The sequence below is a fragment of the Methylobacter sp. BlB1 genome (genome assembly GCF_015476545.1).
Taxonomy (GTDB): Bacteria; Pseudomonadota; Gammaproteobacteria; order Methylococcales; family Methylomonadaceae; genus Methylobacter.
Genome location: NZ_JADMKV010000182.1, coordinates 1 through 1,052, shown reverse-complemented (window position 1 = coordinate 1,052; position 1,052 = coordinate 1). Strand labels below are relative to the sequence as shown.

The 1,052-nt window shown below is 44.8% G+C and carries 2 protein-coding genes; both read right to left on the bottom strand.

Translation table 11 applies throughout. The annotated features are described in order from the left end of the window. On the bottom strand, positions 1 to 526 hold a 526-nt coding region (locus IT781_RS21925), incomplete at its 3' end, for a WbqC family protein (RefSeq protein ID WP_194972294.1). A 248-nt stretch (positions 527 to 774) separates the two neighbouring features. Next, on the bottom strand, positions 775 to 1,052 hold a 278-nt coding region (locus IT781_RS21920), incomplete at its 5' end, for a WbqC family protein (RefSeq protein WP_194972293.1).

Sequence of the window (1,052 nt, the reverse complement as noted above, 5' to 3'; positions counted from 1 at the left end):
TATAAAGCGCCATCCCGCCTATCGGATTTATATAATGACTGGAACCTACACAACGATTAGTTTCGATAACACGGTCCTGACATTTCAGTGAGTTGTCTTTTTCCAATTCAGAAGCCACTAAAATTCGGCATTGAATTTTCAGCAAGCTTGCCAAGCATCGGATAGCGTTGGTATTAAATTCGCTGACATTGCTTGAACTGAAACTCATCATGTCTGCGATAACAGGATAAATATCCTTGAAGTACGGCGTCTTTCTATAAGCGCACTCGATACGCCTCAGGATCTTGCTGCGCACATTCTGGCTTTCGACGTAATGCCTTTGATTGATAGGCAAATCCGCTGAATCTCCCTGAACGGGAAACGTCAACCAGCAAGGCTCTTGATTGACCAGGATACGATTCCTGTTGATCCATCCTCCTTTTATATATTGCATGTCGTCTCCGACGACAAAAATATCGCTGCATTCCAATAACTGGAAGTATCCAATGTATGGAAAAAGGTATGGCTGCATGATTGTTACAATCATTTTCGTTCTCCTCAAATGACACTAGCAATCGCAATACAGAAGAAACTAGACCCATTGCTTTATCAGGCGAGGTCATTCCTGCCGGCAACACAATGATCCGATCGGCCACGCTTTTACTATTTGTCGGCATCAAATCCCGCATTGGATAAAATGCCTTATAAGGCTGCTTGTTATGGCATCCGGACCAGAAGTACCGTCTTGCCAGCACATTCTCCGCCTGGAGAGCACAAATGATCTCATTACGCACTTTAACTACCATACATCGGTATAAGCGTCGGCTGTGCTTCTTCTTGCTGGTGATTATCCGGCTCAGCAAACCACTGCTCCTGTTTGATCAGGTCGTATTTCGCTAAAAGCTTCGAGGTGCCCGGAATCCCGTTAAACATCAGCACATCAATAATTGAAAGAGAAGGAACGAAAGGTTCGGCGAACTGATGATACTGAATGACATCAGGCCGAAGGAAACTCAGTTCAATCCCAAACTTGAGAAAGTCGCGCTCTTTATAAAGCGCCATCCCGCCTATCG